The sequence below is a fragment of the Chitinophaga sancti genome (assembly GCF_034087045.1).
Lineage (GTDB): Bacteria > Bacteroidota > Bacteroidia > Chitinophagales > Chitinophagaceae > Chitinophaga > Chitinophaga sancti_B.
Map to the genome: position 1 here is coordinate 6714062 of NZ_CP139247.1, position 23909 is coordinate 6737970.

Here is a 23909-nt window from a genome sequence, read left to right on the forward strand (position 1 = left end):
ATTCCACATGAGAAACATACTGATAATACTGGCGATATTCATCATTTCTTCCTGTAAGACCGACCTGGATTTACAACCTGTTTCGTCCGTAACGACAGATAACTTCTTCGCTAATTCAAATGACTTTGTACAGGGGACGAACGCTATATACAACGACCTGCTCAGGTATCCTGACAGACTTTACAACCTGTCAGAAACCCGCTCTGACAATTTATATGCCGTATCAGATGGCGGAGTAAGGGACTGGGAAGGCGTGAATGACTTTTACAATGACCTCTCTACCAATGCATATATGTCTGAGGCATGGGTCACAAATTACAATGGTATTTTTCGGGCGAACCTCGTATTAGAAAACCTGGCGGACAGAGGTAACCTTGTTACAGACACCATTCTGCGCACCCGTTTGCAGGCAGAGGCAAAGTTTCTCCGTGCCTTTTTCTACTTTGACCTGGTAAGACTGTTTGGTAAGGTACCGCTCATAAACAAGACAGTACTGGCCGCAGAAGCTGCCACGATTGGCAGAAGTCCGGTCTCCGCCATCTATGACCTCATCATCAGTGATCTGAAATACGCCGCCGATCATTTACCATCCACAAATGGCACCACCTCCTCAGCAGATACCTATACTACGGCAGACAGGGGCCGGCCTACAAAATATGCAGCCAAAGGAATCTTAGCCCTCGTATACATGACCCGCTCCGCTCCTACCTATAGTATAGAAGGCCCGGGACTGGGACTGAATGAATGGCAGCAGGCAGCTGATCTGCTCAATGAGATCATCAACAGTGGAAATTATACCTTCCTCCCGTCCTTCACCGATATCTTTTCGTATAGCAACGAATACAACAAAGAGGTCGTTTACAACATCGACTATACTTCCGGAGCCTCTCCTTCAGTCGGCGCCTCATATCCCGGCATTTTGGTTCCTGACACCTATTTTTCGGCTATTTCAAAGAACACACAGGGAGGGCTCACCATTCGTCCGGTGTCAACAGACCTGCTGAATAGTTTTGAGGCAGGCGATATCCGGAAGACCTTTACCATCCAGACAGGGTATACCAATACCAACGGACAGGTAGAGACCCGCTCCTTCCTGAAAAAGTATGTAGACATTACAAAGGTGCCTACAGTGACACAGGACTGGTCCATCAACTTTATCGTGCTGCGGTATACAGATTTACTGCTGCTGAAGGCAGAATGTGTTTTACATGGCGCTTCGGGTTCACAGGGGGCGGATGTAGACGCGATCGTGAACCAGGTGAGGGTAAGAGCAGGGTTGACAGGCGATAAGGCAAATGTGACCCTCGCAGAACTGATGGAAGAGAGAAGAAAAGAGTTCGCCGCCGAGGGAACCAGGTGGCATGACCTCGTAAGAAGTGGGTTAATCACCTCGATAATTTCGGCATGGATCACGTCCGAAGACGTCCAAAATAAGATTCAGGCGTTCACACCGGACTACATTATTTATCCTGTTCCAAAATCACAGCTGGATATAGCACCAGGGCTGTATACACAGAACAATGGGTACAACTAAATAGTAATGGAAAGTATTAACATGATTTGCAAACATATCATGTTAATACTTTCCATTTCATATTGCAATCCAAACAATTTCAAAACTATTTTTCATTGCTACAGTACCTGCAACATTGGAAATTATTTAAAAAAGCGACCATCATTTTTTGGCCGGAGAAAAAAAGTTGCTTTTTTCTATCGTTATATTCAAAAGGAGTCCTAATTTTTCACCATGAATTGAACGAAACGTTTCCCCATTAACATTCAAAAAACTCATATTTCCTAACCAAAAAACGTTATTGTTCAATTAAAACCAGATTCCATTATGAATCGAAAACGATCAAAACAGATCCACCTTGAGCAACCCGAAATGGGCATTAAGAAGGCCACAGCGAATGGCCTGTTTCCGAATCCCTTTGCAGAAATGTTCTGGAAGGTGAATAACATTCCTGTCGAAGCGAGGGAATTAATCTGTAAACAATGTGATTGGAGTATTCCCACATTTTACAGAAAACTGAGGGCGGCGACCCGACCTCCGGAAGGAAACGATGGTAAGGTACGTGGCGTAAGCAGCGCGGAATTAGCCAGCATTAAAGCTATTTACGTGCAGGTTTTTGAAGACACATTAGCAAAGCTGAAAGCTACTGATACACGTCTTCCAAAATAAAGTACGCCTGTTTATCCTAACGTGCCCCGCCAAGTTCTTTTTTAAGAGGCCGTATTATCAATAAGATACGGCCTCTTTTAATCCGGGTACCTGATGGAGTCAGGTCGTCCTTTAAGTAATTTTGAAATAGTTTATAACCTCTTATTTTTTCAGGTTGTGTACGATCTGTGCACCTACAGCCTCCACACCATTGACTGAATTCACCAGTATCACTACAGCAGTATTGTTCGATGTGTCAGCCAGCAAAAATGAGCGGTAACCACCTGTCGCACCATTGTGGAATAAGTATTCATCCTGGTGCTGGAAGCGTACCCACGCAAGTCCGATTTTAGTAGCACCGTCATCATATGTAGCCTGATGTGCCAATGCACATGCCTGCTGCAAGGGGTCTTTCCCCTGTTGTAACTGAAGGCTCGCATACTTCAACAGATCTGCTGCATCTGATTTAATGGCGCCGGCACTCTTCATTTCATTCAGATCCCACATAGCTACAGGGCTCAACCCTCCATCATATCCCTGGGCAATTTTGCCATACACGCTGATACCTGTGTGTTTCAATCCCTGTGGACCTGTGATGTATTTTGACAGCAATGCTGCATAGTTCATTCCATAGATCCGCTCCAGTATCACACCCAGTAATCCGAATCCAAAGTTACTATAGGAATGTACTTTCCCCGGTGGGTTGTCTGGTGCTACCGTCTTCAGATAACTAAACAGGTGTGCCTGGTCATAGTTTTCATAAGGTTGTTCAGCTCTTGATGTAGACAGATTGGATGGCAGACTGGGAAATCCGGCTGTATGATTGGCCAGTTGTTTCAGGGTGATACCTTTCAATGCAGGATTCTTTGCAACAGAATCAGGAAGGAATTTAGTGACCGGCTGATCCAGCGTAACTTTTTTCTGGATGACAGCCAGGGCCAGCAAGGTGCCGGTGAATGTTTTAGTAATAGAGCCTATTTCATAAATGGTATGATTGTCCGGCAGTGTATCTGTATTCAGTCTGACAGTACCATAGTTATAAAAATAGTCCTGCCCGTTATAGCGTACGCCAGCACTCAGCCCCACATTCCCGGTCAGGCTGATGTAGGATCTTACGGCTGATTCAACGATGCTATCCAGGTGGCTATTTAACGGATTGTCAGAAAGGACTGTAGTAGTTTTTTGCGGTAGATTCACCTTTACCGGCTGAAAAAAGAACGTTTCCAGTTTGCCCGAAACATCCAGCTTTGCATATAGATTTAGGGGCATTACACCTTTCATCCTATAGATGTTCATTCCATCATGACTACCGGTAAAAGTGAGGTCCGAAAATGGCAGGTAAGGCGAAAGGTTGCCTTTGTATACATTCCGCCATGACTCAGGTGTAAATTGTTTCCTTGCGGCTTCTCCCCAGTAGGCATAAGCACTGTCTGGTTTGGATTCATTTAGGTAGCGTATCATCAGTCTTGTGATACTGTCTGTTTGTTTTTCTGTTTGGGTTGTCTGGGCGGAAACGGACCGGGAGAACAACAGTAATAGAAACAGGTAAAAAGGGGTGTGTCTCATAAAGCTAACTTAGTACTTTTTATGAGAATATAAAAGGTCACACCCCTGGTTGTATACTAACTAAAGTCAGTCGATAAGGTCATGGTCTTATTCGCAGCAATACCTTCCTGCAATAGCTGTATTTTATAATTTGCGAACTGCAATGCATCAGAGCCCATTAACACCCGCAATGGTGGTTCGCTCATCTGGCTCAGACTGATAATAGCTGCCGCTACCTTTTCAGGATCACCTACCTGTGTACCGGGTACATCTTCCCTGTGCTTACGACGCTCTTCTTCCAGTGCTACATATGCAGGGATAGGATGTGCAGGATGTGCAATAGAACCGCTGCTCAGGAAGTTCGTACGTACATACCCCGGCTCTGCAATGGTTACATGAATACCGAATGGTTTTACTTCCTGTGCCAGTGCTTCAGTAATTCCTTCCACGGCGAACTTGGTACCGCAATATACGCCCCATCCCCCACCGGAGATCAAACCAAATACAGAAGACATATTGAAGATATGACCGGATTGAGCTGCCCGCATATGTGGCAATACAGCGCGGGTGACATTTAAAAGCCCAAATACGTTCACATCGAAGCTGTTCCTGACTTCTGCATCAGAAGTCTCTTCGATGCCGCCAATGAGGCCAAAACCTGCATTATTTACTAAATAATCGATGCCGCTGAATTGTGCGATTGCTTGATTGACCGCTTCCCCTACACTTTTTTCATCTACAAGATTGACCTGTAAGGGCAGGAATTGAGGCGTATCATTATCTACCGCCTTTCTGAGGGTGTCAATATTGCGTGCAGTAGCGGCTACATTATAACCGGCAGCTAATAATTGCTTAGCCAGTATCAAGCCAATGCCCTGTGATGCGCCGGTAATAAACCATGTTTTTCTTTGATTGCCCATTGTTTAAAATTTTATGGTACAAAAGAACTAACATTGGTCCGGCTTGTATTTATTCAAACAACAGGGATAGTTGTGCGTTTCAAATTTTCTCTGAATTTAGAGGGGGAGAGCTGTTCTTTCTTATTAAATAACGCTGTAAAAGCAGCCTGTTCAGAAAAACCCAGTACATAACTAATGGCCCTGATATCCCAATCGGTTTGCTTCAGCAATACTTTGGCTTCGTAAAGGAGTCTTTCCTGTATGTGCTCTCTCACGGTTTTACCAGTCTGGTTCTTTACAAGGGTATTGAGGTAATTGGGGTGAACATGGAGTTGTTCGGCAAACTCAGTCGCCGTTTTCATTTTTACCACATCGTCCGGATGCTGTATCTGGAAGGTGGCTTCCAGCAGTGAGAGGAAACCATGGATATAACGATAACTATCAGGCACCGCTTCATCGGCCAGGTTTTTTCCGGCACGCTGTGCCTCTAGCAGAATTAACTGTAAGTGCAGGAAGATGGCTTGCTGCTTATCTTCATTGTTCCCCTCCACTTCTTCCAATATGACCTTGAAGTACTGGTCCGTCTTTTCAGACTGTGCCGGCAATAACTGGACGACTGCTTTCGCTGGCTGGAAGTAAGGATAATTTCTAAATAACTGCACCAGGTGACTGGCCCCTTCAAAGTAATCAGGGTGTATGAGGCAGAAATGTCCCTCTGTTTCTACAGATGTCGTTTGCCATGACATGATCTCATCCGGGTGCAAAAATGAAATATCGCCCGGGTTCATGAGATATTGATGTAAGCCGACCGTAAGAATACCTGTACCAGCTGTAATATGGAATATTTTGTAAAACTGTCTGCGGTTAGGAGAAATATAATCCTTCACCGGCGTGGTCTTCCGGTCTTTGATTGTAAAGAGGTTTGCATCTACAGGATAATTTTCAACATTCAGAAATGGTTCTTTGAAATTTACCTGTGTGAAAGTTGTTAACTCTAAACGAGGAATATTCGTTTTTCCCATAAATACAAAGGTACAGGTTACAGCCTGTACTCATCTCCTAACCGGAAATAAAAAGCAGCATCTTCTTTCTTCTCCTGGATTAACCGGTCGAATTCTTCGGCAGCCGTGCCGGCATCCCTGAATACTTTTTCTGTCGCAAAACCTTGTGTGCCTTTTTGTCCTGACCTTGTTCTCACTATTGTGTCCTCCAAAGTAATTTCTATAAAGCACGATACATTCTCTTCCTGAAATTCAAAATATTGCATCATTTTTACCCTCGTGATTTTATCTTCTTATATTATATTTATACCCACTTGTATGTCCTCAAAAATAGTTATAGTGGGCAGCGAAAATGAAAATCTAGTATCTACAAATGCTCTACATGGGCTAAAAAATGTCAACTACAAACACCCTACAGAAGACATATGTTGCAGTTAATCAATAAAATAGCCATATCCGTTATTGTTATCGCCTTACAGGTTCTTTCATGTGCAGCACGTACCCCCGCTGATTCTCTCAGTGCAGTATTAGCTCAAAAAAATATTACACCTGAACAAAAAGTGATCACCCTTGGCCTACTTGCAAGGGCAATATCCATTACAGAAAATAAGCATGCGATAGACATCGGACTACAGGCTGTGGCCCTGAGCCGTACCCTTCCTGATGCACAGTACACGTCCATTTCATATGCCATATTGGCACAGATCTATATCCAGGCAAATGACCCCTCGCAAACTGCAATGGTAGTGGATAGTGCAGTGTATTATGCAGGAAAAACAGAAAGCCAACTGGCAAAAGGGATCGCCTGGTACCGTAAATCCTGGATGGAAGATATTAAAGGGAATACTAAAGAAGCACTGCTCAGTGCCCAGCAGGCATTAAAATACCTGGAGAAAGCGGGATCGGCCTATTATGAGGCGGCAGTATATTATGAAATTGCCAGCATCTATGCCAACCAGGAAGATAGCCCCCTGCATAAGAAATATGCACAGCTGTCTCTACAGGCCTCATTGGTAAGTAAGGACTACGATAATATCCTTCTTGCCTATCAAACGTTGGGTACCTACTGGCAATATTACCACATGGCGCATACACAGGACAAAAACTCGTTGGACTCCGCTATTTATTATAATAAGATCGCGCTTATTACTTATTTAAATAATAAAGACCGCATCATATTCCATAGCACTATGGCGATCATAGCGCTGAACCTGGCTGATCTCTATGCGCAAAACTTCCCTGCGTCTTACAGAGATACGGTGTTTCATTACCTGGATTTTGCACAGAAGATCGGTTTTGAAACCCACCACCTGGAAGTGATTTCCAATTGCTATGGCATGAAGAGTGATTTTGAAGCTGCTGCCGGCCACTATGCACAGGCAGAAGACCTGCTGCAAAAAGGATTGGCTATTGTAAATAAAGACAGTACCAAAAACCTGGCGACGAAAATACAGTTCATGTCTGCCCTTTCATCCCTGGCAGAGAAACGGGGCAATTATAAAGAAGCCCTGCAATACCAACAGCAATTTGCAACTTTGTATACTGAACTCTACAATGAAGAAAAGCTAAACATCACCAAAGAACTGGAAGCCAAATATCAGGCAGAGAAAACGGCGATTGCTCTCAAAAACCTGCAACAGACCGCCAGCCTGCACAAGACACTTGGCTATCTGTATATCGGACTGGCATTGGCATTGCTGACTGCCGCCATCTTCCTGTTCCGATCCTATCATTTCCGGCTCAAACAACTGGGCATGCAGGCACGCCTGAAAGATGAAGCAGCCATGCGCCTCATTGCCGAGCAACAACTCATGCAGGAAAGACAGGAGCGTATGCAAAAAGACCTGTTGGCAGGTACACTACAGGTAGAGCAGAAAAATGCGCTGGTGCAAACTTTACAAAAGAAGATTGCTGAGCATACCAACAATAAAACGGTGTTGACGCAGATTAACAGGATCATTGATCACGATAAACGACTGGATGATTCTCTTGCAGAAGACAAAGCGGATTTTGACAATGTGAGCCAGGAAGTATTTGACAAACTGAAAGAGCGATCTGATAACACGCTTTCCAGACTGGACCTGAAACATTGTGCTTACATCTACATAGGCCTTACCAACAAAGAAGTATCCCAGCGGCTGGGCATTGCACCAAAGAGTATACTGATGTCGCGGTATCGTATCAAATTAAAACTAGGCCTTGGCAAAGAAGAAGAACTGGATGAATATATCCGTTCTCTGTAAGAATTTTTTATTCTCACGTCATAGACTATGCCTGCAACCTGATTTTATTATTCCCGGCTTTGATCACATAGGACCTGCCTTTCCAGATGAATACACCAGCAGTATTGGCGGGCAACTGCACATCCAGGTTCCATTGGCCTGCTTTGTATACATAGCTCACACTGATCTTACCAAAAGGGTGTGGCATTTCGCCATTTACATCCTTCAGGTTACCTAAGTGTGGTTCGATCTTTATTTTGCTGAAACCCGGAGCATCGCTGTCTATACCGAGTACAGTCCTGAAGAATTCAATATTAGGACTACTTCCCCATGCATGACAGTCAGAACGGGAATACCCTACATCAGAATATTCTGCCCAGGTAGTCAATCCCATAGCAATATTCTCTTTCCAGATACCCAGCCAGTTGATATAGTCATCACCCATACCCGCCTTTACAAGTGCCAGATGCAGGTAATATTTAAAGTAGATAGAGCACTGAGTGAGCGTAGCATCACCCAGTAGCTTTTTGCTGAATGCTGGCATATCCGCTTTATTTACAAGGCCAGTCAGAATAGCCAATGAATTAGCGTGTTGGGAAAAATGATCCTTCTCTTTTGTGTCCGCAAAAATGCCTTTACCTGCATCCCAATATTTCTGTTTGATGGTCTTGGTTAACTGTGCTGCTTTTTGATTGTACAATGCAATATTGGTAGGTGTAGTTTCCATTTGTGCCGCCCATTGATAGGCCCATAATAATTGCATATCTACAATAGCAGAACTGCCATCGCTACCTTTGGGAGGTGCTCCTCCATTCCAGTCTTTTCCGGAAGCCCAGTCTACAAAGTTCCAATAAGGAGTATTGGCGAGAGAGCCATCTGCCTGTTGGTATTTGCTGAAGAAGTCCAGGATACCTCTTACACCCGGAAGCTTATCTTTAATAAAATCATTATCATGCCTGTACATGAAGAAATCATGCAGCATGCCAATATACCATAAGGAGAAAGTTGAAATAACCTGTGTGGTATGACTGGGATAACGGCTAAGCGTCACACCTTCGGGCAACCGGGATTGATCCATCAGGTCAAGGGCATGACGGGCCAATCGGTCATCACCGCTATAGTAATAAGAGATCATGGCCTGAATACGGGTATCTCCGATGTATTGTAACTGCTCGTAGAAAGGGCAGTCTGTATACGTTTCGAAAGCATTGAGCCGGGCAGTACGCCACCCGATGTCGAGAATTTTTGGAATAACGGTATCTTCTGATTTAAAGAAAGCAGTTTGTTTAAATGGATACCCCGTGAAGGTACCATACAGACTATCGATAACCAAAGGCGCATCTTTGGTATGTACAGATAACCGGATGTACCGGAAAGTACGGAAGTTAAAAGGAGTAAAAGTCTGGCCTTTGCTCCCATTGCTGGTCAGGCTGTCTTTGACACCGAAGAAGTCTTTCCCCTCTACATCATTTCTATTGCTTTTGTGGGAACCATAAGGCGCCTGATGATCATAAAGCGCCTCGGCATAACTAAGAGAGATACCGGCATCTTTGCCGCCACTAAAACAGATAGTAGGATATGCGTTGGTTTCGTAGGTCTGATCGAGTAAGATGGTAGTTTCTGTATTGGCAGGGATGGTGGCCGGAAGAGCGGCTCCTTTGCGAATAACGGTGACAGGCTGGTAGGTCAGTTCCCTCGCCGGGATGGTACTGGGTACAAGCATATAGCCAAAACCATCGCCCGCCCCTTTTAACTGGCCCTGGAATAAGTTGCCCGCCGGTGGCCAGGCACTGTCATCAAAGTCTTTTGCCTGCCAGTTGGGGATGGTTTTGTTCATATCGACATTTTCACCGTTGGTAGCGGCAAAGAAGCCCCATAGTGGCGAGAATGCCTTGTCCTGCACGCATTTCCAGGTGTCGTTGGTATTTAAGATGTCTTCAGCAGGTGTATTCCCCTGTATAATAAATGCGGTTCTTAAGGTCATTTGCCATTCCGGGCGGAATTCGGCTTCGTTCCAGACGATGGCGGCAATGCTGTTTTTACCTTTGGTAAGGTAAGGCGCCAGATCGATGGTTTCATAGTTCCAGTTATAAAAATCCCCTTTGGCAGGCCCGATGGATACAAGTTGGCCGTTTACGTACAACTTGTACCTATTATCGGCGGAAGCGTGAATAATGAAACTTTGCGGCCTTTCAGGCAGATCGACAGACTTTCTGAAGTAATAAACCCCATAGCCTTTGCCATTATCAAATGGTGCTCTCAGGCCTATCCATTGGGAGTTCCAGGGACGTATATGCTGACCGGAACAGAGCTGACTGCATAGTACAGTAAGGGAGAATAAGGTATAAAGTAACTTCATAACGTGAATTTGCTGAATCAATTTAGCAAAAAATTATTTAGTGGGTGTCCTGGTCTTTCATAGTAGCTTAAATTCTTACCTTTATACCAATGAATCCACTAGATCAATTACAGCAACACCTTCTAAAACGTGTCACCTTATCAGAAGATGAACTGAGAGAATTTTCCGATGCATTTAAACCGGTAAAAGTAAAGAAGCGGCAGTTCATCATCCAGCCTGAATTTGTAGCCAAACACCGTTATTATGTTGTAGAAGGCAGCTTTCGTGCATATGTGATCGGTGACGAAGGGCAGGAACATACCATTCAATTCGCTATCGACGACTGGTGGATTTCTGACTACAACAGTTATATTTTTCAGCAACCAGCCTCTATGTTTGTCATGGCACTGGAAGATAGCATTGTATTACAGATCGATTATTAAACAGAGCAGGCATTAAAAAAAGCAAGGCACGTATTTGAAACCTACTTCCGGATCCTTGCAGAAGGCACCGCTGCTTACATGGCCAGAAGGGTCATCACCAACCTGACTCAAACAGCAGAACAGCGATATGAGAGCTTCCTGGAGCGCTACCCCCTGATCGTGAACAGGGTACCCCAGTATGCCCTGGCGTCTTTTCTTGGCATGACGACAGAATACCTTTCTAAATTGCGAAACAAACGCATACCTAAGAAATCTTGAACCAGTTCAACCTGATTTCCTAAACCAGTTCATTGGATCCGGCCCGCTGTAGCAGGAACTTTGTAGTGTTAAAATCATACAAATGAAAACATTAACACGCACACAGATCCTCATTATGGCAGCTACCGCCGGCATCTCTGTAGCCAATGTGTACTACAGTCAGCCTATCCTGAATGCCATTGCACAAACCTTTGGCATAACAATACAAAAGGCGGGCAGTATCGCTGTACTGTCTCAGGTCGGTTATGGTATCGGATTATTCTTCCTCACCCCTATCGGCGATATGATTGAACGCAAAAAACTGATCCTGTACCTGCAGATCGGGTTAATCGCCTCCCTCATAATTGTTGGATTTGCCCCCAATCAATTTATGCTCTTCACCGGTAGTTTACTAATCGGGGTGTTTTCTGTGGTGGCACAGGTGATACTCCCTATGGCCGCCAGCCTGGTCAGGGAAAACCGGGGTAAAGTAGTAGCACAGATCTTTACGGGGTTATTAGTAGGTATCCTGGTGGCCAGGGTCTTTAGCGGTTTCATCACCAACCTGCTCGGCTGGCAGTATGTATACATCATTTCTGCTGCCCTGGTACTTGGCACCACTGTGCTGATGCAGGCCGATTTCCCAAATACAACGGAACGGTTCAATGGCTCCTATATACGGTTGTTAAGATCTACGATTGAACAATTGGTGAGATTCCCTCTGCTCCGCAGAACAGCCTTTACAGGGATGCTCGCATTTGGCACTTTGAGCGCATTCTGGGTCACATTGACATTTTATTTAAGCGATACTCCATTTCAATATTCCGCCTCACAAATCGGCTTATTCGGATTACTGGCAGCAGCTGGTGCCCTGATCGCTCCAGTATTTGGAAAATTAGCCGACAAAGGTTCACCTTACCATTCCCTCCTGTTCTCTACAGTTTTGACACTGATCAGTATGATCGTATTAAAAGTATTTGCAGGGTTTATTATCGCCATCTGGGTAACGGTCATCCTTCTTGACATTGGGGTACAGGCCACACAAGTCACTAATATCGCAATTATCTATTCTTTAGATCATACTGCCAATAGCCGGATCAATACGGTTTACATGACCAGTTACTTTATCGGCGGCGCACTGGGCACTTTCATTGCCATACAGGTGTACAACTACGGCGGCTGGGCATTTTCCACCACTTTTATGATCTTACTGTCTGTGATTGCGATTGTCAATGTAACAAGAGCGAAAACCGTTGCTATATAATTGGACTACCCTCTTTTTTTCACTTTGGACTATTAAAATGAAAGACTATTTATCTAATTTTGCCGATTCAACCTGAAACAAGGCTCATGGATAATGCTACAACTGTTAAAGCCGTATTTTTTGATATTGATGGCACACTCGTCAGTTTCAAAACGAAGACCATTCCGGATTCTACCACACGTGCACTTGCGCACCTGCGGGAAAAAGGAATCAGGGTTTTTATAGCCACCGGCCGCTCCATCAATGCCATCAGCCATATTCAACACCTGGAATTTGACGGTTATATCACATTCAACGGAGGTTGTTGCGTAGCAAGAGACAAAAGTGTTCTGTTTAAACAAACACTGGATCCGCAGGATATTCAGCAATTACTGAAATATACCAGCAATCAGCCACTGAATTTTTCACTGATGTATGAGGATTGCCACTATGTCAATGAGGCAACACCTGAGATTATCAATATGTACGCTTACCTGAACCTGCCAGTACCACCGCTGGTAGACAGGAACAATCCGGATATTGCCAATATCCTGCAGGCGAACATCTTACTGAATCCCGAAGATGAACTGGATTTTATGAGCAATATTATGCCCAATAGTATCGCAACCAGATGGGCACCGCACTCTGCCGATATCAATCCAAAAGGGATCAGTAAAAAAGTGGGGATCGAAGTCTTTTGTCAGCACTTCGGATTTGATATATCAGAGACCATGGCCTTTGGAGATGGCGGGAATGATATTGAGATGTTAAAACATACAGGTATCGGCATTGCTATGGGAAATGCTACGGATGATGTAAAAGCAATTGCAGATTATGTGACAGATGATATCGACAATGATGGTATCTGGAATGCGCTAGTGTATTTTAAAATGACTTCCTGAATTCCAAGGGTGATAGCGTTGTCTTTGCTTTAAACAATTTACTGAATGATTGTGAGCCCCTTTGGTACATGTGAGTGACGAACATTTTGATAAGCAATTTAAGGTACCGGTAGCTTTTCTTATACTCCCGTGAATAGTCCATACTTACCCCGGATTTGTCTATATCTAAATATACCAGGGCTATGTAGCTTTATGATCATGAAACAGAAACCAGCCATACCTGTATATCACTTCCGTGAAAGAGCAAATCAAACTTTTGAGATGTCATCACTTTCCGATCTGAACCACATCACTCACTGGAACCAGGCCCATCGTGACGATAACTATCTGCTATATTTTCAAATGGAAGGCAATACCAAACTAATAGTTGATTTTCAGGAAATCAATATACACGGCTGCGCGGTCTATTGCCTGGTACCGGGCCAGGTACATTATGGTCTCTCTATGGTGAATGCCACTGCATGGGTACTGGCCATGGATTCCGTTCGCATCAGTGAAAACCATCGGGCCATACTGACTGAATTTGCCATTCGGAATCAAGCAGTAGCACTACATCCTTCAAAAGGAAAATTACTCAGAGACAGTCTGCTCCTGCTAAGAAAATTGAGCGATGAATATCCTGAAGATACCGCTATGCTGGAAGTCTGTATCAAGCAGTTTGTAACCGCCTGCCAAAGAGATTATCTTTTTTCAGAACAGGCTACCCTCCGTCCCCTTCTCATTACCAGACAGTTCAGAAGTCTGTTGATGGTGAGCTACCGGGATATGAAAAGTCCATCGGAATACGCATCAGCGCTCAACATCTCTCCTTCTTACCTCAATGAAGCGGTAAAAGATACCACTGGTCATCCTGTGAGTTACTGGATTCACCAGGAAATTATGCTGGAAGCAAAACGCATGCTCTTCTACACCAACAACACCGTAAAAGAGATTTCCCATCTGCTCGGTTATACGGATACCTTTTATTTTACCCGGCTATTTACAAAGACCGCCGGTATGCCACCACTTCAATTCCGCATCAGTTCCCGTAAATAGTCCAGACATTCCCTGCATTGGTTCATTGTTTCGCCCTCACTTCCTTCCGTCCTTTGTGTTGATAAATCAAGACAAAAAATGGGAAAAAAGAATAGGTCCAAATGGGTCATCGGAGCATCGGTTGCCCTCCTCGCCCTCGGCTATGGCATCAATGCATATATCGCTGGCAAAGCTTATGAAACCACCGACAATGCGCAGCTGGATGGAGACCTCTTACCTGTCAGAGCAGGTATTACAGGTTACATTTCTGACATCCGTTTCAGGGACAACCAGGAAGTAAAAAAAGGGGATACCCTGATCGTATTCGAGACAGCTGAGTTAAAAGCAGATACAAGCCGGATTAGCGCTGAACTGGAAAACGCGAGGCTAAATGTTGCCGTTTCGCAAGGCATGGCGGCCGCAAGTCTCCAGAATGCAAATGCAGCAATGTTTGAATCGCAGTCTGATACACAGGGTATAGAATCTGCAAAAGCCACTTACGACAAAGCCGTTACGGACTTTAATCGCGCCAAACAACTGCTGGCAATTAAAGCCATTACTCAAACTGATTACGAACACTACTCCACACAGGTAGATGTGACCAAAGCGGCTTATCTAAAAGCCAAAGCAATGGAACAGTCTTCTGCAAGCAGCAGCGTTAGCCTGAAAACCCGTGCATTGACGGAAGAAAAACAGGTTTCTCTCGCACAAAATGTCATCCTTCAGAAACAGGCAGCACTGGACGCTGCAAAGGAACGTCTTCGTCATGCTTATGTAATCGCACCATTTGATGGCATCGTTACCAAACGTAATGTGCAGACGGGTCAGTTTATTAATGCAGGGCAGGCACTCTGCGCGGTTATCAATCACAGGGAATTCTGGGTCACTGCCAACTTCAAAGAAACACAGATGAGCAGGATTAAAGCCGGACAGCCAGTCAGTATTTCTGTAGATGCTTATGAAAAAATACAATTAACAGGAACAATAGATTCTTATGGCGGTGCCACAGGTGCGCGCTTTGCGCTGGTACCACCAGATAATGCCACGGGAAACTTTATTAAAATCGCCCAGCGCTTTCCTGTACGGATCAAACTGGATCCACAAACAGTAAAGGAACAATTGTATCCAGGTCTCAGTGTTTTCGTAAAAGTAAAAGTAAACTGATATGACTGCGGAAACTCAATATCCTACCGGCGCGGCGAAGTGGATACTCGTACTCACCTGTGTTTCCTGTGCAGTGATGGAACTGATAGACAGCACCATTGTGAATGTATCGCTCAGGGAAATCAGCGGAAATATCGGTGCCAGTGTCACTGAAATTGGGTGGGTCTCTACCGCTTACGGCATTGGAAACGTGATCGTCATTCCACTCTCCGGAATGCTGGCGAACCTGATTGGCCGCAGGTTGTATTTCACCAGTTCTGTAGTAGTTTTCACCTTGACTTCATTGTTGTGTGGGCTATCATCCAACCTGTGGATCTTAGTGCTCTGGCGGTTTATTCAGGGCGTGGCCGGCGGCGGATTGTTGTCAACAGCAATGTCCATTGTACTGGGGGCATTTCCTCCTGAACAAGCCAAAACCGGTTTCCTCACCTTTGCACTCGGCATCATGATAGGCCCCATTTTCGGTCCTGTGCTGGGAGGTTATATTACCGATACACTTTCATGGCACTGGATCTTCTTTGTGAATGTACCTCTGGGTGTGGTTGGCGCCGTACTGTCATGGAAGTATATAACCGACCTGCCCGACGCTGTCCGGCCTACGAAGATAGACTGGGCAGGCATTGCTTTTATCGCCATGGCATTAGGCTCCCTGCAGTATGTACTCGAAGAAGGCTCTATTCATGACTGGTTCGATAGTGTAGAAATACGCATCTTCTTTACCATCTCTATCTGCTCATTCATTGCTTTTGTATGGAGAGAACTCACTACTGATCATCCCGCAGTTGAACTACGCTTATACTCGAACTTCAACCTGGTACTTGGCAATGTGATAGGGATGATGTATGGAATTATGGCGAATGGTACCCTTTTTATTTTCCCACTCCTTGCACAGGTATCACTTGGATGGACCGCTACGCAAACTGGCGCCTTCCTTATCTCTGGCGGTATAGTTGGCGCAGTCGGGATGATAGCAGGTAAGAAATTACTGGTCAATGTGAGTCCAAAAATCCAGATGATAGCAGGACTGATCATAGTGATTATTTCCCTTTTGCCAATGGCCTTAATTTCTCCGGATGCTTCCAAAGATGATTTCTTCTGGCCCTTCATCATCCGTAATGTGGGAGTGGCTTTGGTAGCACCTAATATGATTGGCATTGCTGTAGGCACACTCCGCGGTAAAGACCTGGCCCAGGCAACAGGACTATCTACGATGACACGGCAATTGGGCGGAGCCATTGGTGTGGCACTCATCAGCATATACACTACAAGGAACAGTGCATTTGTGCGTAGTAACCTTGTCGGACATATTACAGAATACAATACCGCCACACAGGAAAGAACAGCTTTGCTGACACAAAACTTCATCAGTTCAGGTTATGCTACTGACGAAGCAAAAACGGCCGCATACCAGATGCTGGATCACAGCATCATCAGCCAGCAAACACTGCTCAGTTATAACCATGGCTTTATCACATTCGCATTTCCCTTTGCCCTTTGCATTCCAGTCATCATGCTGATCAAAACGCCCAAAGGTGCACACTAATTAACAATCACAACGATGAAAAAGAATTTTCTCCTAATAATTCTCCTGACAACGGCAGCGATGAGCTATGCACAGACGACTCTTTCGCGCAGTGAAGCGATTCAACTGGGGCTAAAAAACAGATTTGACGTCCAGTCGATTCACTATGATGTAGCCATCGCGGCCAGTAAAGTTAAACAAACCACCAACAAGTGGTTACCAACACTCAGTGGTGATGGATACATAAAGTATAGCCCGCAATTACAGAATACCGTTATTCCAGGCGGGGTACTACCTGGATACGATGAAACAACACTTTTACCACTCATGGTTAAAAATGAAACTGTCTTTGGATTAAATCTAATCCAACCACTGTTCAATCCAACGTTAAAAACAGAAACAAAACTGGCAAAAACTGAACTCGCCTTACAGGAAGAAAAGAACCACGCCGCGCAGATAGATATCATGCTGCAGATAAGCCGGGCTTACCTTGACGTACAATTAAAAGGCCTACAAAAACGCATAGCCGCAGATATCGCGGAACGCAATCATGAATATGAAATGATTGCAACGGGTATGTACAATAATGGTACGCTGATTGAAAACTATTATCTCCGTGCCATACTGGATCGCGAGAATGCGGACCAGCTGAGCAAGCAGGCAGATCAGAATTATGAACTGAGTGTAATGAACCTTCGCTACCAATTGAATGTACCAGATGAGACAACTCTACTGCTCAGCGATTCACTGGATGCGGTCACCCTTACCAATGACAAAACAAATGGCGAGCGAACAGAAATCAAACAACTAGCCTTGCAACAGGAGGAAAATAAAATCAACCTGCTGAAATATAAACAGGACCTGCTTCCTACCTTATCGATGGGTGCAAATTATTCGCAACTATTCCTCTCGGATAAATTCAATTATGGTACTGGCAGATGGTGGAGCCCCTTTAGCTATGTTACCCTCAATATGCACATTCCTATTTCCGCTCATGTTAAGAATAAAGCCGTCTTAACTGAGTACAGGCAAAAGATCAGTCAACACGAACTACTGCTCCAACAGCGAAAAGCAGATATCAATTACGAAGTACAACAGGCGCGTACCTTACTGGCTAATGCCCTGCTGAATCAAAAAAATGCGAAGAATAGTTATGAATTATCAAAGACCATCTTTCACAATCAACAGGAGCAATACCGTCTTGGGGCCTTTGACTACAGTGCACTATTGGACACAGAGAAAAGCCTCAGCACTACCGAACGAAACTATATTCAAAGCGCTTATGAATTAATGCTGGCACAGATTCAGTTACAAAAAGCAACAAATAATTTTTGAGTTATGCCAAATGTACCTAAATGGGTAGCCGACCAAATGGAGAACCTGCTACCTTCAAAATTTATGGATATCGAAGTGGGTGCAATTACCCAATACAGCAAGGAAATTAAAGTGATCACCTTTCACACCGATCTTTCTAAAATTGATTGCTTTCCGGGTAGTGCTATTAATTTTCGGGTGAGTGGTACGGAAATAAGACACTACACACCTGTTGATTTCAATAAGACCAACGGCACCTTTGATATCTACTTTCATATTCATGGTAATGGCCCGGGTAGCCATCTGGCAGATCAGCTTACACCCGGTGATCATCTGAAAGTATCAGTTCCTGGTGGCAGGAAAATATATGATCCGGGTAAACACACTCACTTCTTTTTTGGAGATGAAACAAGTCTTGGGTTCTATATCAGCCTGCTCAGGGAGATCAATAAAAACAATGGTAAGGCATTCGGCCTATTTGAGTTGAATGAGCCAGATCTTCCCACTCCTTATGATATCATAATTGTTCCAAAAACGCCAGAGGCAGCGCTGGCAGAATTAGACAAATACATAAATGAGTACAGGGAATCCATATTTTACCTTACAGGCAATGTAGCTTCGGTACAACGGTTTAGAACTGCGCTAAAAAAGCATGATATCAGTTCCAGGAATATAAAGTTACAAGGGTATTGGACAGAAGGAAGTGTAGGGCTATAAACATGAGCTATTCAGTCAAGTTTTTTGAGCCATCGGGGAAATATACCATGCCCCATTACCACCGAGCTTTGTACCATCAAAAAACGAAAATAATGAATCAAATAGCTTTAGGTAATAATGGTCCACTGGTATCAAAACTGGGACTTGGCTGTATGCGTATGTCAACAGCCTGGGGCGGCACAAACGACGAACAAGAAAGCATTGCTACCATCCAACAGGCACTCGACAGCGGCATCAACTTCCTGAATACCGGCGATTTCTATGGCCATGGCGCCAACGAACTACTGGTAGGCAAAGCCATCAAAGGCAGAAGAGACGATGCCTTTGTCAGCGTAAAGTTCGGTGCCCTCTGGCACAACGGTCAATGGATTGGTCTGGATCTACGCCCTGCAGCAATCAAAAACTTCATCAACTATTCGCTCGTACGCCTTGGAATAGATACCATCGATCTGTACCAGCCCTGCAGAATGGATAACAGCGTTCCCATCGAAGACATTATCGGCACCATTGCCGACCTGATCAAAGAAGGCAAAGTTCGTCATCTTGGTGTATCTGAAATCACCGCAGATCAGCTCCGTCTGGCTCATAGCCTACACCCTGTCACCGCCCTGGAAATAGGCTACTCTCTCGCTGACCGCCAGATCGAAAACGACCTGCTTCCAACCGCCAGAGAACTGGGTATAGGTGTTGTAGCCTTTGCCAACACTGCCGAAGGATTACTAACCGGTGAACTCAAAGCCCCCCTTGCTGATAATGATTACCGCCACCACTTCACCCGCTTTCAGGGAGACAACCTGCTAAAAAACCTTGAAAAGGTGGAAGTATTCAGACAGATAGCCAGCGAAAAAGGTTGTACTCCTACTCAACTGGCCATTGCCTGGGTAAACGCACAGGGAGACTACATCATGCCATTAGTAAGTATGAGCCGCAGATCAAGACTGCCAGAGAACATGCAGGCAATGGAGATTGTGCTTACTCCAGCAGAGATAACGACACTGAACAATACATTTGCACCAGGCGCGATCGCCGGCGGCACCTATCTGCAACGATAATTTTGTAATTTCATGCCATGCTGAACCCGATCGAAATAATTCCTGGTGTAATCTTTTACTCTCACCTGACAGCTTCACGAAAGGAAGTAGCAGCATTCCTGGGACATAATAAACTTATCCTGATGGTAAACGGACAATTGACATTCGAAACATCCAGCCAGAAAATGACCCTTCAAAAAGGCGATATATTGCTGGTTGGTAAGAACCAATTGGCACAACTCAGGAAAACCCCTTCCGCGGAAGGCAGCTATGAAACAATCGTCATCATCCTGCAGGAAGAGCTAATGAGAAAAATAGCATTGGAAGAACAAATAGAAATCACTGAAAAATACACTGGTCCGGTAAATATGCTGATTCCTTCAAATGATTTTATGCGGGGGTATTTTCAATCCGTGATACCATACGTGCGTCATCAGGATGAAAAGATCAACAACGCCATGGGCTTGATAAAAGTAAGAGAGGGTGTGCAATTGTTATTGCATACCCTCCCTTCACTACGTAATTTGCTATTTGATTTTTCGGTACATCATAAGATCGATCTCAAAAAATACATGCTTAGCAATTATCATATTAATGTACCCATAGAAAAATTTGCACAGTTGACAGGAAGAAGTCTGGCGGCATTTAAGCGTGATTTCAACAAAGCATTTGATGCACCTCCCCGGCAATGGCTTCTTGAAAAACGACTCACAGAAGCACGCTATCTCATAGAGAAAAAGCATAAAAAGCCATCCGCCATCTATCTCGATTTAGGGTTTGAAAGCCTTTCTCATTTCTCCCGCACCTTCAAGAAGATGTTTGGCAAATCACCCTCCGAAATATGAAATACTGTACTTTTCGTAGTATGAAGAAGTACTAATCATTGAGACACAATGCCTCTATCACATCCAATACCCCTTCCTCATTATTATCCTTCTCTGTTACAAAATTGGCCACTTCGAGGATCTTTGGATATGCATTCTTCATTGCATAACTATATTTGGCTGCCTTCATCATTTCATAATCATTCATAAAGTCACCAAACACCAGCGTTTCATCAGGAGTGATACCATTCACCTGCTGCAGCATCTGCACAGCTTCTCCCTTATTGGCATCCATACGTGTCACATCGACCCATAGAGATCCACCCAATGCCACTTTCAACCGGTCTGCAAATTGTACGTAGTGAGGATAGCTGTTTTGATCAGCACCTTTTAAATCGAGTACAGACATTTTTAATATTGGCTCTTCCACCTTTGTCAGGTCTTCCACAATTTTTATATTCTTCTGGTAGATCAGTACTTTTTCCAGCAATACTTTATCCTCGCTTTCCAGGAACCAATAATCCTTTCCGCAAAGTACAGGATAGGTATTGGCAATACCACTCGATGTATTCACTAATGCAGCTAATTCAGAATGCGGCAATGGTTTTGACATAATTTCCCTTTTATCATGCATGATAAAACTACCATTGTCTGATACGGCATACACATGCGCCATCAAAGGAGGAAAATTTTCAGTAATACTGAAATGTGGTCTACCAGTGGCAATGCCGAGCTTGATTCCTTTCTTAAACAGGCGGTTGGCTATATCCCAAAAGCGTTTAGGTACTTCATACTGGTCATTCAACAAAGTACCATCCAGATCTGTAACTACTAACTTAATCATGCTGCAAAGTTACTATCTATATTTGGAAATCAGTTTTAACATTACCGTCACTCTAATGCTTTCACAGGTTGATAATACCAAACTTTTTTACATTAACTGTCAAAATCACACCTAATTTTATCCAAACTGGTACTTATAATGCCGGTGTTTTGTATATTTACGTCAATGATAGTCTCTATCAAAAACAATGCTTTGAAGTGTACGAACGTGGAAAGCACCGTTTGGTCACTGTAAGAACAAAAGGTACTTCCGACGATAATAAAAATGACATTGTGGAACAGGGTTTCGTTTACATGAAAATATTATCTGATACCAAAACGGTGGCCAGTTATTACTCCCTGGATAACCAAAACTGGCTGATGGTACGATTGTATAAAAACGATTACTCTCAAACGATATGGGAGGGGAGTAGCGCACAATGTCCAATGGATAAAAGCACCACAAGCAATTTTGAAGACATCAGGCCCGATCAGAAAAGTGTAAGTGATTTTAGAATGGGGAACTAAATTACAGGTCAATAATTTCCATGATATGATAAAACGTACTTTGCTACTATGCCTCATAGCTACCGCCTTTGCCGGTACTGACGCCTTTTCTCAGAAAAACGATGTTCTTGTTAAAAGTCCGGACAACCAACTACTGGTCAATGTTCAGCTTCGGGAAGGAAAAATCTATTATAGCGTTTCCTATGCCGGCAAACAGGTATTGGAACCATCGCAATTAGGACTGGTGAGCAGTATCGGGGATTTCTCCCAACAACTACAATGGGCTGGTAACAAAAAGCAACCCGTGCAGGAACACTACACACTTGACAGATCAAAAGTAAGCAAGGTAGATTACAAGGCGAATGAACTGCGTTGTTCTTTTACCAATGCCGGCAAAGATACAATAGAGGTGCTGTTCCGTGTGAGTAACCGGGACCTGGCCTTTTCCTACCGTATTCCTCAGAACGGCAAAGGCGCCCTTGCCTGTACGGTAGAAAAAGAAGTAACCGGTTTTGACTTCCCTGCTGCAACGACTACATTTATCACACCACAGGCATTGCCGATGAGCGGCTGGATGAGAACAAAACCCTCCTACGAGGAAACTTATACCCTCGATGAGCCTATAGGCACGGCCTCACAATATAAAGCAGGATATACCTTCCCTGCATTGTTCCATGTAGCCGGCCGGCAATGGGCATTGGTTTCCGAAACAGGCGTAGCGGGCAATTATGTAGGTACACACCTGAGTGATGGTACAGCTGACGGTCTGTATACAATCGCTTTTCCCCAAAGCGGTGAAAACAACGGACAGGGCCCGGTAAGCGCCAGTGCGCCCCTACCTTTACAGACTTCCTGGAAAACCATTACCGTAGGTAATGACCTTAAACCACTTGTTGAATCTACAGTAGCCACTGATGTCGTAAAACCGGTGATCAGTTCTAAAAAAATATTTACTCCCGGACGTGCTGCCTGGAGCTGGATTGTATGGCAGGATAGCAGTGCCAATTACAATGACCAGGTGACTTATATCAATATGGCAGTTCAACTGAAAGCAGAATATGTATTGATCGATGCATTCTGGGATACACAGATTGGTAAGGAGAAAATGGAAGAATTAGCACGTTACGCAGCCTCAAAAGGAGTTGGGTTGATACTATGGTACAATAGTAATGGATCATGGAATGATGCTCCGCTTACGCCCAGGAACCGCATGAATGAAAGAGACGTGCGCAGAGAAGAAATGGCATGGTTACAAAAAATAGGTATTAAAGGATTAAAAGTTGATTTCTTTGGTGGAGACAAACAGGCAACAATGCAATTGTACCACGATATTTTAGTGGATGCGGCTGACTTCGGTCTGGTCATTAACTTCCATGGCGCCACCCTGCCAAGGGGCTGGGAAAGGATGTACCCGAACTATGTAACCAGCGAAGCCGTACTGGCATCAGAAAACCTCGTCTTCCAGCAATCATTCTGTGATAACTATCCGCAAACCGCTACCATTTATCCATTCACACGCAATGCAGTGGCGCCAATGGATTTTGGACCGGTATTCCTCAATAAACGCTTAAGCCGTACCCAGCAAAAAGGCTCTTTCAGACGTACTACAGATGCATTTGAAATGGCAACTGCCGTATTGTTCTTTTCATCCGTGCAACACTGGGGTTTAACACCCGATAATATGACAGGAGAGCCGGAATACCTGCTGGATTTTATCCGGAATATACCCACCACCTGGGATGAAACCCGCCTGATCGATGGATATCCGGGTAAATACTGTGTAATAGCAAGACGCAAGGGAACCAAATGGTATGTAGCCGCAGTGAACGGAGAACCGGAAGAGAAGACATTGACAATCGCACTGCCTATGCTGGCAAATAAAGAAGTATCTATCATTAAAGATGGGGAGGGGCAATCCTCCACACTACAAAAACAAAAAATAGGTTCAACGATCACGCTTACCTTGAAAAAAGCCGGTGGCGCTGTACTGTTTAACTAAAAAG

General features: G+C 44.3%; 22 protein-coding genes. 16 read left to right on the forward strand and 6 right to left on the reverse strand.

Translation table 11 applies throughout. From position 1 onward, the window contains the following. Positions 1-7: 7 nt before the first annotated feature. A complete protein-coding gene (locus SIO70_RS26905) occupies positions 8-1534 on the forward strand; it encodes a RagB/SusD family nutrient uptake outer membrane protein (RefSeq protein ID WP_320576041.1) in 1527 nt (508 codons plus the stop codon). A gap of 306 nt (positions 1535-1840) precedes the next feature. Next, positions 1841-2182, forward strand: a complete 342-nt coding sequence (locus SIO70_RS26910; protein WP_320576043.1) for a hypothetical protein — start codon at positions 1841-1843, stop codon at positions 2180-2182. Between the two features lie 141 nt (positions 2183-2323). On the opposite strand, the gene SIO70_RS26915 is transcribed toward SIO70_RS26910, so the two are convergent. The 4 genes from SIO70_RS26915 to SIO70_RS26930 are packed head-to-tail and all read right to left on the reverse strand — an operon-like array spanning position 2324 to position 5875. After that, on the reverse strand, positions 2324-3727 hold the full coding sequence (locus SIO70_RS26915) for a serine hydrolase domain-containing protein (protein WP_320576045.1): 1404 nt from the start codon (positions 3725-3727) through the stop codon (positions 2324-2326). A 56-nt stretch (positions 3728-3783) separates the two neighbouring features. Continuing rightward, positions 3784-4626 (reverse strand): oxidoreductase, encoded by an 843-nt coding sequence (locus tag SIO70_RS26920; protein ID WP_320576047.1) that lies wholly within the window; start codon positions 4624-4626, stop codon positions 3784-3786. A 53-nt stretch (positions 4627-4679) separates the two neighbouring features. After that, positions 4680-5627, reverse strand: coding sequence for a helix-turn-helix domain-containing protein (locus SIO70_RS26925; RefSeq protein ID WP_320576049.1), 948 nt, complete (start codon positions 5625-5627; stop codon positions 4680-4682). 17 nt (positions 5628-5644) lie between these two features. After that, positions 5645-5875, reverse strand: coding sequence for a WGR domain-containing protein (locus tag SIO70_RS26930; protein ID WP_320576051.1), 231 nt, complete (start codon positions 5873-5875; stop codon positions 5645-5647). A gap of 156 nt (positions 5876-6031) precedes the next feature. On the opposite strand from SIO70_RS26930, the gene SIO70_RS26935 reads away from it, so the two are divergent. After that, positions 6032-7849 carry a hypothetical protein gene (locus SIO70_RS26935; protein WP_320576053.1) on the forward strand — a complete coding sequence of 606 codons (1818 nt, stop codon included), beginning with the start codon at positions 6032-6034 and terminating at the stop codon, positions 7847-7849. A gap of 25 nt (positions 7850-7874) precedes the next feature. Here the strand turns inward: SIO70_RS26935 and SIO70_RS26940 are convergent, their stop codons facing one another. Then, complete coding sequence (locus tag SIO70_RS26940; protein ID WP_320576055.1) at positions 7875-10187, reverse strand: alpha-L-rhamnosidase C-terminal domain-containing protein; 2313 nt, start codon at positions 10185-10187, stop codon at positions 7875-7877. 89 nt (positions 10188-10276) lie between these two features. Between SIO70_RS26940 and SIO70_RS26945 the strand changes: the two genes are divergently transcribed. From SIO70_RS26945 to SIO70_RS26995, 11 genes are all read left to right on the forward strand, one after another. Continuing rightward, complete coding sequence (locus SIO70_RS26945) at positions 10277-10609, forward strand: cyclic nucleotide-binding domain-containing protein (protein ID WP_320576056.1); 333 nt, start codon at positions 10277-10279, stop codon at positions 10607-10609. Positions 10610-10687: 78 nt separating this feature from the next. Then, on the forward strand, positions 10688-10867 hold the full coding sequence (locus SIO70_RS26950; RefSeq protein ID WP_320576058.1) for a hypothetical protein: 180 nt from the start codon (positions 10688-10690) through the stop codon (positions 10865-10867). An 82-nt stretch (positions 10868-10949) separates the two neighbouring features. After that, positions 10950-12110 (forward strand): MFS transporter, encoded by a 1161-nt coding sequence (locus SIO70_RS26955; protein WP_320576060.1) that lies wholly within the window; start codon positions 10950-10952, stop codon positions 12108-12110. An 86-nt stretch (positions 12111-12196) separates the two neighbouring features. Further along, complete coding sequence (locus tag SIO70_RS26960) at positions 12197-12991, forward strand: Cof-type HAD-IIB family hydrolase (RefSeq protein ID WP_320576062.1); 795 nt, start codon at positions 12197-12199, stop codon at positions 12989-12991. A 198-nt stretch (positions 12992-13189) separates the two neighbouring features. Then, the gene (locus SIO70_RS26965; RefSeq protein WP_320576064.1) at positions 13190-14026 is read left to right on the forward strand and encodes an AraC family transcriptional regulator; all 837 of its coding nucleotides are present in this window, start codon (positions 13190-13192) and stop codon (positions 14024-14026) included. Positions 14027-14104: 78 nt separating this feature from the next. Continuing rightward, positions 14105-15169, forward strand: coding sequence for an HlyD family secretion protein (locus SIO70_RS26970; protein WP_320576065.1), 1065 nt, complete (start codon positions 14105-14107; stop codon positions 15167-15169). 1 nt (position 15170) lies between these two features. Beyond that, positions 15171-16712, forward strand: a complete 1542-nt coding sequence (locus SIO70_RS26975; protein ID WP_320576067.1) for a DHA2 family efflux MFS transporter permease subunit — start codon at positions 15171-15173, stop codon at positions 16710-16712. Positions 16713-16727: 15 nt separating this feature from the next. Beyond that, the gene (locus SIO70_RS26980; RefSeq protein WP_320576069.1) at positions 16728-18026 is read left to right on the forward strand and encodes a TolC family protein; all 1299 of its coding nucleotides are present in this window, start codon (positions 16728-16730) and stop codon (positions 18024-18026) included. Positions 18027-18029: 3 nt separating this feature from the next. Further along, positions 18030-18722, forward strand: a complete 693-nt coding sequence (locus SIO70_RS26985) for a siderophore-interacting protein (protein WP_320576071.1) — start codon at positions 18030-18032, stop codon at positions 18720-18722. Positions 18723-18814: 92 nt separating this feature from the next. Continuing rightward, positions 18815-19774 carry an aldo/keto reductase gene (locus tag SIO70_RS26990; RefSeq protein ID WP_320576074.1) on the forward strand — a complete coding sequence of 320 codons (960 nt, stop codon included), beginning with the start codon at positions 18815-18817 and terminating at the stop codon, positions 19772-19774. A gap of 17 nt (positions 19775-19791) precedes the next feature. Continuing rightward, entirely contained in the window at positions 19792-20598 is an 807-nt protein-coding gene (locus tag SIO70_RS26995) for an AraC family transcriptional regulator (protein ID WP_320576076.1), read from the forward strand. Positions 20599-20629: 31 nt separating this feature from the next. On the opposite strand, the gene SIO70_RS27000 is transcribed toward SIO70_RS26995, so the two are convergent. Further along, positions 20630-21421 carry an HAD family hydrolase gene (locus SIO70_RS27000; RefSeq protein ID WP_320576077.1) on the reverse strand — a complete coding sequence of 264 codons (792 nt, stop codon included), beginning with the start codon at positions 21419-21421 and terminating at the stop codon, positions 20630-20632. Between the two features lie 68 nt (positions 21422-21489). Between SIO70_RS27000 and SIO70_RS27005 the strand changes: the two genes are divergently transcribed. After that, the gene (locus tag SIO70_RS27005) at positions 21490-21927 is read left to right on the forward strand and encodes a DUF1349 domain-containing protein (protein ID WP_320576080.1); all 438 of its coding nucleotides are present in this window, start codon (positions 21490-21492) and stop codon (positions 21925-21927) included. A 25-nt stretch (positions 21928-21952) separates the two neighbouring features. Next, a complete protein-coding gene (locus SIO70_RS27010; protein ID WP_320576082.1) occupies positions 21953-23905 on the forward strand; it encodes a glycoside hydrolase family 97 protein in 1953 nt (650 codons plus the stop codon). Positions 23906-23909 lie beyond the last annotated feature (4 nt).